Here is a 10,000-nt window from a genome sequence, read left to right on the forward strand (position 1 = left end):
GGGAGAAATTCAAAACCCGGAAAAACGAAAAGAAGTTCTATCCGATCCCAATTTCTGGATCATATTCTCAAGACCGGAAACGGCTCGAACTCTTTCCTCATTGAACCCCGCTCCAAAACTCCATCTCAAGATCGATACGGGAATGGGAAGATTAGGAAATCACGGAGAAACCCTAAGGCATACATTAGAAGAATTGAAAAAAGTCGGCATTATTCTCGACGGAATCTGCACTCATTTTGCAAGCACGGAAGACGTTTTAGAACATAAGTATTCCCTAATGCAGATTCAAAAGTTCGAGAAAGCGGTTTTACTCGCGGAGTCCTTCGGCTACAAAAATTTAATCCGACATATGTGCGCCTCCGCTTCCACGATGCTGTTCTCCTACGCCCACTACGAAATGGTAAGAGTGGGAATTTCCCTATACGGGCTCTGGCCGAGCATACAAACCAGACTTTCCTTAAACCTCAGCGGAAATAAAAATTTCCAACTGAGTCCGATTCTTTCCTGGAAAACCCGTATCGTTCACATCCAAAATCATCCCGCCAATAGTTACATCGGTTACGGTTCCACCTTTCAAACCTCGTATCCCACAAAAGTAGCGATCGTTCCGATCGGTTATTACGAAGGACTCGATCGAAAACTTTCGAGCAACGGAGACATGTTGGTTCTCGGAAAAAGAGCGAGGATCATCGGTCGAATCTGTATGAATATGACGATGTTGGACGTTACACATATCCCCGGAGCGGATGTAGGAAGCGTCGTCACGGTTATTGGCCAAGACGGAGAAGAATTAATCTCTGCGGACGATATCGCGGACCGAACTCATACGATCAGCTACGAGATCACGACGAGAATCAGCGAATCCATCTGTAGGATTGTAGTAGACTAGAAACTCTTCCTTTCTTAGCGTAACCTGTATTCGAAAAGAATCCCAAGGGCCGCATGCAAGAGACCTCCGCCATTTCCAAAGATCCAAATACAACTCAAATCGTTTATTCCACAAAAACCTACGATCGACTGATCGGTCTCGTATATAAAACCAGAGGAATCTTATTTGATTCCATCGACGAATATTTTTCGGAAAACAATCACGACCGGGTCTTAAGTGCGTATTATCCCACCGTCATTATAGGAAATCACGTAGAGGAAGGAGACGTTCCCGCACTCGCCGTAATTTACAGAGCGATTCAACCCAAAATTAAGTTTGCGATCCCGGCAAGAGAGGATATCTTAAAAAAGAATTTTTTAGTCAAAGAATTTCGGCCTAAAGGAACTTTAAAACTCGTCTTCGGACTAATAGACAAAACAAACCTGATACCGGCATTATTAAGATACATCGGATGTTTTCCCGTTAAACGTCCGTTCCGCGATAACGCAAGAGAACTCTTAAAAAGTGGAGAATTGAGGAACATGGTCGATCAGGAATGGAACGTTTTAGTCGAGAAAGTAACTTCCGGAAGAAACCTGTTTCTATTTCCGGAAGGAACATTCAATCAAGACGGTTATCTGAATCAAATCAAAAGAGGCGTTTACTTCATCCGCACGAAAATCAAAGACGTTCATTTTATTTCTTTCACCCTTACGTACGACTATATTTCCGCGAAAAAGACCCAACTTCATATCGCTTACGGGGAAACTTTCGACATTTCCGAAAACGCAAGCAGCGACGAAGTAACAAACATTGTAAAAGAAAAGTTAGGCAAGAATTATGTAGTGACCTCCGGAAATCTTCTTTCGATGATTTTAATACGACTGGGAACCGAGACCGCGGTCGGTAAGGAAATACTTTTCAAACGTCTGCAAAACTTTGCAGACGAGATAAAAAAGAAGGGGAAAAAAATCTACGTTTCCGGAAAGTTGTTCAGCTCTCATTTGGAAGAAACCTTTCAACATATCCTAAACAAAGGTCTGGAAAATAAACTTCTAAAACTCGATGGGAACGGAGAAGTATTCGGAACCGAAAAACTTCTTTATAAGGACGGAGATACGAGAAACCTTAGAAAGAAAAACGAATTTTTGTATCACGCGAATCAACTCACCTACCATAAACCGGAGTTGGACAAGATTCTTCTTTCTTTAACTTAATCGAGGAACACGAATCGAAATGGGATTTTGGAAACGTCTATTTCTTCCGAAAAAAAAATACCGGTCTGCGGCAAAAGCCTGGGTCGAAAATCCCGAGAAAGTTCAGAAAAGTATCAATCGAGTTTTGGACACTTTCTTCGACTCCACTCTCAAAGAATTGATGCCGGAAAAAATTTCCTTGTCTTTGGAACCCGTTACCGGATTTCGAATTCCGGAAGATAAAGTGAAAATCATCCTGCAAGGAGTTAACATCCGAACGGTTCTTCCTTTCAACTCGGTATCCGAAGCGATGAGTCAGGAAACGCAGGAAGCGATTTTGGAATTCGCCGCTGGAACCGTAGCCGCTCCGTCCAAATTCTTCCTGATGAAGATCCTCGGTCAATCGCCGATCCAAGAGATGTTCTCGTTAGGTCTTGAAAAGATATTAGTGGAATTTAATAAAAGGCTCAATCCTCTTGCGGGTGTGTTTCAAGCGGCGGGTTTCGAAAAACAAATCTCCGGATTTCTTACAACCTTACTCCCCAGCTTTACGGAAAAGATTGCGGAAATGTTGCATAATTCTTCCGAAAGCGAAGCCGGTAAAATTCTCATTTCCAACACGTTGAAAATTTTTCTCCAAACCAGTTTTTCCGATCTGGGTCGTTTGGAATCCACCGATTTAAGAAAACATCTTGAAAAACTACGGAAAGCAATCTCCAATGATCCCCTTCTCGAAAAGAATATGGAAAAATTCTATGAGAATCTCAGAGACGCGGTCTTAAACGAATACAGAGGAGAAACTTTGAAAGAATTTCTAGGTTATTCCAACGAGGAATATATTCGTTTCAGGAATTCCGTTTCCAAAACAACCGCCGAAAACATTCTCGCTATTCACAAACAAAAACCATTGACTGAACTCGTGACCGGACTTCTGGAGGATATGCTTGCATGAAGAAAGTGATCAACCAGATCGGAAAAGCTTTAGAATATCTGGATAAACTAGGTACTGGAAAATCTTTTCAGTTGTTTCGTTCGCTCGGTTATGAAAAACTATATTCTCTCTCCGAAAAAGTGGATCATAAAACGCTCCTATACATCAGTCAGAACTTGGACGAAAAAACAATCGTCGAATTCTTGAACCGTATTCCGGAAGAGACCTTGGTAGCGCTTCTTTCCACGGTCCCGCCTCAAAACATTACGTATTTTGCAAATACTATTCCAATGGACGATCTTATCCTTTTATCCACGTCGATTCCGGCCGCGGACATCGCAGAAATGTCTCTTAAAACCGGTAAAGAATCTGCCGCAGAACTTCTAAAAAATATCGGAACTCAAAAATCCATCGCATTGTTAAACGAAGTGGGAATTCAAAACTTCATAGAACTTTCCTTGAGAATTCCCCCTATTCAATTGATTCCGATCGTTCGCGAGTTAACCCCGGAACAATCCGGAATTTGGATTCGTAAAAGAGGCATCGGAGACATTCCAAAACTGATCGAAGCTTTTGGAGTTCAGAATCTCTTGGTTTTTTTAAGAACTCTGGGTTTTAAGAAAAACATTCATATCATAGAAGTTCTCGGCATAGAAGAATTGATCGAACTTGCATATACTATTTCCGGGATGAAACTTCCGAGACTTGCTTCCGAGAAAAAACAACAAGCCGGCCCGAAGAAAACGTTTCAAAAGACTAAATCGAAAAAGAAAACCACTAAGCAAAAGTCGAAATCAAGGATGAAAAGAATTTAAAATTTTTCCTTCTGAAACGTAAAAAGCCAACGACTCTATACGCGTTAAAATCGAAACAATCTTCGATCAATTCGATTCCAAATTCTTCTTTATGTTTTCTCTTGTTTTTTGATTATTTTTTTGTCCTGTCGTCATTCTTTTCTCCTTATCTATTTTAACGTGAGTTCGGTATAACAAAATGCGAAAGCGATTATATGTTTCGACCCGCAGAGCGACCTAAACACCGACCCATAGGAAGGTGTTTGCTGAGTTCAGGAAAGCTCTGCGCCTGAGTTCAGGGAGTCGTTGCACTTTAGTTTCTTATTCGCCCAAACTTTCTTACGACCCTGCTCACGTTTTTTTAAGGAGTGTAAGATTAAGTCTTAACCATTACAGATGATCTTCTTCTTGATATATTTTTCTTTTTTTGATTAATCGAGAAAATACACTGGTGTATTTTAAAATTACTTTATTCCGTAGTTCGTTCCATATCTGCTTACGATCTTCTGCAAAGAATTAATAGTTGATACTAAGTATGATTGATCTGACTCGATAGAAAAGATTAAAGAATTTTCTCCTAAGCCCAGCTCATCATAATTTCCTTTAATGACAAGATGACCATAATTATCGAAGCTTAATGAAAATTCTAATTGGTATTCGGGAGACTTGAATTCTAACGTTCCTTCCAATTTTTTATAGAAAATTGATAATTCTGTGTAAAAATCATAGAGAATTCCTGTCGAACACCAAAAACTTCCTGAGGCATTATATCCTTTCGATTTTATCTCAATAGAACAATTGCAATCATATCCCTCAAGGTAACTAGTTTCATCCGGAAATCCGAAAACTTCTCGTATAGTTATTTTACTGATCCCTTGTTCGCCGCTATTGAAAATTCTGGTTTCATAATCATTTTAGACAATGTCGTCGCCGTATTTGGTCATTATAAAGTAGTCACATTTGTTATACCGAACTCACGTTAAATAGGATTTACTATGCGTACGCATAAAAACAAGAATTAAAGAATAATCTTGCAAAAAAGAAGAGATGAATTAAACCCATTTAGAATTGTACACGGCTAAAAATTACGAATCGATTCTCGGGTATTGTTCACCGAATAAATATCGAAAATTGCCAACCTCAGTTTTAAATTTTCTCGGAGTTCGATTCTAAGGATCCTTTTGGGCTCATCTTATTCCATTACTTGCACGATTTTACACGGCAGATCGGATCGATATAAACAAAGTTGCTTTCGAGATCCGATTCAAAATAAATCTGAATCCTAAATAAAATAAATTTCACATGGAGATTTTGTAATGAATTTGAAAAAAGTTTTATGGATAAGTGGAAAGACGTTTTTGGGTTTTACTTTGTTGTTAATGATATTCTTCTTCGTTCTGGCTGTCTTTAAAATGATCCGGGATCGGCAAGTTGAAAAGGAAACGGCTGTTTCTACGGAAGGAATCAGTTCTCTCGAATCCGTTCGTATTGGTGGAGTGGATCAATGGATCCTTATTCGTGGACAAAAACGAGACAATCCAATATTATTATATATTCACGGCGGGCCAGGGGCTACCGATATGTTCTTGTCCCGTAAAATAGACAAGGAAATCATCAAAGATTTTGTTGTCGTTCATTGGGATCAACGAGGAGCAGGAAAATCATTTTCTCCCTTTATCGCGAGAAAATCTATATCCTTGGTCATTCATGGGGTTCCTACATAGGGGCAGTGATTGCTCATAGACATCCGGATGATTTTTGCGCATTCATAGGCGTAGGCCAGTTGGTGAATGGAATTGAGAGCGAACAGATTTCATACGATTTTGTACTAAAACAGGCCCAAATAGAAAATAACGCGACGGCGCTAAAGGATCTCCGTGAAATTAAAGAACCGGTTAATAAATCTTTTGAACAATTTGTTAAACAAAGAACATGGTTGAACTACTACGGCGGCGGATTATTTCATACAACTCATCGTACGGATGCACATTCATACATGGGTCGCCTAATGTTTGAATCGCCAGACTACACATTGCTTGATAACGTTCGATTTTTCGCGGGGATGTTCATAAATGCGAAAAGGGCCTGGGAGACTGGAATTTCCACACTTAATCTTTACACCGAGGCTTCGTCCTTCAAATTGCCCGTCTATTTCATGGTGGGCCGACACGACTACACCACACCATTTGATCTTGTCGTTCGATTCGAAAAGGACCTTGAAGCTCCGCGAAAGAAAATATACTGGTTTGAAATCTCTGCCCATGCCCCAAATTTTGAAGAGCCTGAAGCGTTTGCCCGCGCTTTACATGAAATCAAATCAAACGGATGTAAACAATAGTGAAGCCATTTCATTATTTAACCCTGAACTCACGTTATTTATGATAATTGAATCTATTACTTTTTGCTCATTTGGAATCCGATGGTTGTAACGGGAGGGAAATTTTGAAGTTACTTCCTCCTCCCACTCTGGATTCAAGATTAATTTCCCCGTTCATTTTGTGGAGAATGGTTCTGGAAATCGGAAGTCCTAATCCGGTACCTCCGACTCTTTTGTTTCGATCATTCGGGATTCTGAAAAATCGTTCGAATACCTTTTCGACATACTTCGGATCGATCCCGACTCCCGTGTCCTTGATGTTGATTTCTATCTTCCCTTCACCGGACTCGATCATCGTCATCTCGATTTTTCCCTTTTCCGTATACTTGATCGCATTTACGAAAAGGTTTGTTATCACCTGAGAGAATTCGAAACGGATCCCACGAACTTTCAGCTTTTTGATCAGACTAAGCTCCACACTCAACCCTTTCTCTTTCGCAGAAGGTTCGTTTGAATAAACTACCTCTTCGATTACCAGAGCCGGATCGAAGTTTTCAACAAGACCGGAATTGTCTTCTCCCCGAACTTCCTCGAATTTTAAAAGATTTTCAATGAGATGATTAAGACGTTTTATATTCTTTTCAATCACATCCAACATCCCACTTTGATCCTTGGATAAGGAAGTATTGATTTCCGCCCTCAGAAGTTCGAAATAACCCTGAATGTTCGTCATAGGAGAACGTAACTCGTGACTGATATTCGAAATGAATTCGTGTTTGGCCTGTTCCGTTTCTTTTTTCTCAGAATCATACAGGATATGGACCTGATAGATCTTTCTCGCCCTTTCGAACAACGCAGTGATACTGAGAGAAACATCCATTTCGGACTTGTCTCTCAACTTCATCTTCGCTTGATCCACACGAAGCATCGTCTCCGGAGATTTTGTCGGAGAGGACCAATCGCCCATCTCCTCCAAGCCGGGAAACAAATCCTCCAATCTCAAATTATGGATGTTATCCTTGCTATAACCGGTAAGACTTCGGAAATTATAATTTCCCGCGATCAATGCACCTGACACAGAATCTAACAAAATCACCGGAATAGGGGAAAACTCAAAGAGATAGTTGAATCGATCGTCCGAGAACTGGAGTTCCATATTTCTCTTATCCATCTCGAGGCCCTGCATCATTAGAACATTATCGATTGCTAATGCTTTAATCTCTTGAGTGCGGATTTCTTGAAATAAAAAATCCAATATGGAGTTGATACCGGCTCTGATCGCGGACGCGGTCCCTTTGAGAGGTAATACCGGCAATCGTACACCTTTTTTGGAATTATAGATGTTTAAAACGAGATTGTGAACGTCGGAAACCAAATCCCCGAGTTCTCTTCGGTCTCCCGTCATTTCCAATAAGCGATTGGATTCATCCTCACGGTTAAACTGTTCTTCCATAAGAAGAGTTTTTTTGGTTTTTAAAGCGGCGGGATAAATCGGAATCGGATCCTTAGCGGCCAAGTCGAGAGCTTCCAAAAGAACCGGAGGAGGATCGGTTAGATGTTTTATGGATCTCCAGTAGATTCTTCCTAAGTATTCCAATTCCTCCAAAGCGGCAACCGGAGAAAGGATCTCCTGCAGATCCTGCGAAGGTTGCTTGTAAAAGTAATGCAGTTGTTCCGGTTCTATCTTGAACTCCGGAACGTTTTCCTGAATCACGTGCTCCGTAGTATCGCTCGTATTTTCGATCAAGGATTGAATCGCACGGAATAAAGCGCTCTGAAGTTTATTGATTCGATCCGGATAGGTCTTTGCAAATCTGCCATTAAACGCGAGCATATTGACCGGAAGACGATACGGAGGTAAATCCCGCCCTTCCGAAATTCTGAATCCGTTATTTAAAAAGTGAGATTCTTGAACCGAACCGACAAGCCCGAGAGTTGTGGTTTGTGCAAATTCATACTCCAAAAGATAGGATCTGGAATATACGAAGGTATAGGAAATTTTTTTACGAAAGCGACTGGACCTCATAAATTCTTGGGCCAATAACTTATCGATGGATGTATTCTGTAGGACCGGTATCAGATACGGGGTCCCTTCCAGAATCGAATCCATACTGGAATTATATCTGGAATAAAACGAGTGGATCATTCTCGAAAGAATCATTCCCCGAAAAATAGACTTGTTCGGCACGGCCTTTTTTAAATGTAAATCCAACCAAGTCGTAAATGGTATTTCCCCGACTTCTATCTTTCCGGAACTTAGGAATGCGAGAATCGCGTCGTAGTTTTCCAAGACTCGAATTTGTACCTGAATTCCCTCTTTTTCGAAAAAGCCCCGAGACTTAGCGTATAAAATCGGGAACGCAGAGATTCTGGATGTGATGGCAATTTCGATCACAGAAGACAATATCTCACAAACAGTATAGATTTATCAAGAACCCCCCTTGTGAAAATTCCCCAAAAGGTAAAAAAAGATCGTCTTTTCAGGAGAACTTTCCGAGAGACATAATATGAGGATCGAAGAACTTCCTACCGTACAAAGGATTTTAAATCGAATTCGAGACATCGAAAGTCTACAAAACCGGTTCGTGAAAGAAATTCCGGTTCCAAACCGACAACAAACATCGGAGCCGTTCGATTCTATTTTGAAGACAGAAGGCGAAAAATCCGCTTCGAATCCCAAAGCGGAACCTTGGAGAAGAGATTCCCGCGGCAATTGGGAAGGCATCGAACCTACTCTGGCCGAAATTATCCGTAAAGAATCCGAAAAGAATCATCTCGACCCTTCTCTCGTTCAAAGTGTTATTAAAGCCGAATCCGGTTTTAAAACCGACGCAATTTCTCCGAAAGGTGCGATCGGTCTCATGCAACTCATGCCGTCCACGGCCAATCTGCTGGGAGTCGACGACCCTTCCGATCCGGCGGAAAATGTTGCGGGAGGAACGAAATTTTTAAGCGATCTTCTGAACAAATATAAAAATTTAGATCACGCCCTCGCAGCTTATAACGCAGGCCCCAAAGCCGTGGATCATTACGGCGGTATTCCTCCTTACAAAGAAACAAGAAATTACGTTGAGAAAGTTAAAAAATTCTACAGGGATTTTTCCGAATGACCTTCTAATATCAATTACGCGAAAACAATAGAAAACGAATACGATCATTTTCACTTTTTATGGAATCGCTCTTCGATTTATTGCAAAAAGAGGGCACAACGTAGCCAAAATGGGATGGCGTCTTTACACGTTATTTCCCATTTCCATCGGTCAAGTTAAGAGAAACATCTCTCTTTTGAAATAGTGAGTGACACTTAGTTTCATCTTGACTTTCATTGGGATCGAAATGAAATCGAGCCGATCAAAGTCAAATAATCCGCATATTCAAATGAAGGACAATTTTGTCTCTGAAGTAACGATTCGCAAAAGAAATCGTGCCGCGACAGAAACGTCTATTCTTTTGGCGGCGATTCAAGTTTTCGCAAAGAAAGGTTATGACGCCGCCAATACGAAAGACATAGCCAAACTCGCAAACGCAAACGAGGCATTGATCTTCAGATACTTCGGAAATAAAAAAGGTCTTCTGGAAGCCATTCTCACTCGAAGCGAAGATATCAAACAGGAAAACTGTCTTTCCTCCCGCGTCTACAAAACTTCGAAAAACTACCAAGACCTTGAAGCAAGCATTCGCCACTTGATATCAGACAAATGTAAAGATTTTAAAGATGCCGAAGACTTTATGAAAGTTGCGGTGAGTCAGATCATCTTGGATCCGGAAGTCAGTCGAATCATTCAAAAGAAAATTTATACGAAAGCACTTCCCGAGTTTATCGCAGAACTGGAAAAGTTTAAGAAAGCGGGAAAGATCGATCCGAAAGCAGATTTAAAATCCGCCGCTTACGCG

General features: G+C 40.8%; 10 protein-coding genes (2 of these 10 only partly in view). 8 read left to right on the forward strand and 2 right to left on the reverse strand.

From position 1 onward, the window contains the following. The 4 genes in view from alr to LEP1GSC062_RS03410 are tightly spaced (at most 53 nt apart) and all read left to right on the forward strand, a layout consistent with a single transcriptional unit that may run on beyond the window. Positions 1 to 889 carry the 3' portion of an alanine racemase gene (alr, locus tag LEP1GSC062_RS03395; RefSeq protein WP_020983421.1) on the forward strand. Its footprint begins 251 nt before the window's first position, so 889 of the gene's 1,140 nt are visible here — the last part of the coding sequence; the start codon falls outside the window, past its left edge; the stop codon is at positions 887 to 889. A 53-nt stretch (positions 890 to 942) separates the two neighbouring features. Next, on the forward strand, positions 943 to 2,085 hold the full coding sequence (locus LEP1GSC062_RS03400; RefSeq protein ID WP_010579382.1) for a 1-acyl-sn-glycerol-3-phosphate acyltransferase: 1,143 nt from the start codon (positions 943 to 945) through the stop codon (positions 2,083 to 2,085). Between the two features lie 19 nt (positions 2,086 to 2,104). Next, on the forward strand, positions 2,105 to 3,016 hold the full coding sequence (locus tag LEP1GSC062_RS03405) for a hypothetical protein (RefSeq protein ID WP_020983427.1): 912 nt from the start codon (positions 2,105 to 2,107) through the stop codon (positions 3,014 to 3,016). Next, positions 3,013 to 3,810, forward strand: coding sequence for a hypothetical protein (locus LEP1GSC062_RS03410; RefSeq protein ID WP_010579384.1), 798 nt, complete (start codon positions 3,013 to 3,015; stop codon positions 3,808 to 3,810). Before LEP1GSC062_RS03405 ends, LEP1GSC062_RS03410 begins: the two co-directional genes overlap by 4 nt. 443 nt (positions 3,811 to 4,253) lie before the next feature. On the opposite strand, the gene LEP1GSC062_RS25755 is transcribed toward LEP1GSC062_RS03410, so the two are convergent. Continuing rightward, positions 4,254 to 4,685 (reverse strand): WapI family immunity protein, encoded by a 432-nt coding sequence (locus LEP1GSC062_RS25755; RefSeq protein ID WP_425268424.1) that lies wholly within the window; start codon positions 4,683 to 4,685, stop codon positions 4,254 to 4,256. A 420-nt stretch (positions 4,686 to 5,105) separates the two neighbouring features. Here LEP1GSC062_RS25755 and LEP1GSC062_RS24515 point away from each other — a divergent pair, with 420 nt between their 5' ends. Then, positions 5,106 to 5,513, forward strand: a complete 408-nt coding sequence (locus LEP1GSC062_RS24515; protein ID WP_010579386.1) for an alpha/beta fold hydrolase — start codon at positions 5,106 to 5,108, stop codon at positions 5,511 to 5,513. Between the two features lie 5 nt (positions 5,514 to 5,518). Then, positions 5,519 to 6,127: an alpha/beta fold hydrolase gene (locus LEP1GSC062_RS24520; RefSeq protein ID WP_010579387.1), complete on the forward strand. Its 609-nt coding sequence runs from the start codon at positions 5,519 to 5,521 to the stop codon at positions 6,125 to 6,127. A gap of 67 nt (positions 6,128 to 6,194) precedes the next feature. Here LEP1GSC062_RS24520 and LEP1GSC062_RS03420 read toward each other — a convergent pair whose 3' ends face one another. Beyond that, the gene (locus LEP1GSC062_RS03420) at positions 6,195 to 8,510 is read right to left on the reverse strand and encodes an ATP-binding protein (RefSeq protein WP_010579388.1); all 2,316 of its coding nucleotides are present in this window, start codon (positions 8,508 to 8,510) and stop codon (positions 6,195 to 6,197) included. A 103-nt stretch (positions 8,511 to 8,613) separates the two neighbouring features. On the opposite strand from LEP1GSC062_RS03420, the gene LEP1GSC062_RS03425 reads away from it, so the two are divergent. Together LEP1GSC062_RS03425 and LEP1GSC062_RS03430 are read left to right on the forward strand one after the other, a co-directional pair. Next, positions 8,614 to 9,216: a lytic transglycosylase domain-containing protein gene (locus LEP1GSC062_RS03425; protein ID WP_010579389.1), complete on the forward strand. Its 603-nt coding sequence runs from the start codon at positions 8,614 to 8,616 to the stop codon at positions 9,214 to 9,216. Between the two features lie 226 nt (positions 9,217 to 9,442). Continuing rightward, positions 9,443 to 10,000: the 5' portion of a TetR/AcrR family transcriptional regulator gene (locus LEP1GSC062_RS03430; protein WP_020983464.1), read on the forward strand. Its footprint extends 147 nt past the window's final position; only the first 558 of its 705 coding nucleotides appear in the window; it begins with the start codon at positions 9,443 to 9,445; the stop codon falls past the right edge of the window.

This window comes from Leptospira alexanderi serovar Manhao 3 str. L 60, from assembly GCF_000243815.2.
Classification (GTDB): domain Bacteria; phylum Spirochaetota; class Leptospiria; order Leptospirales; family Leptospiraceae; genus Leptospira; species Leptospira alexanderi.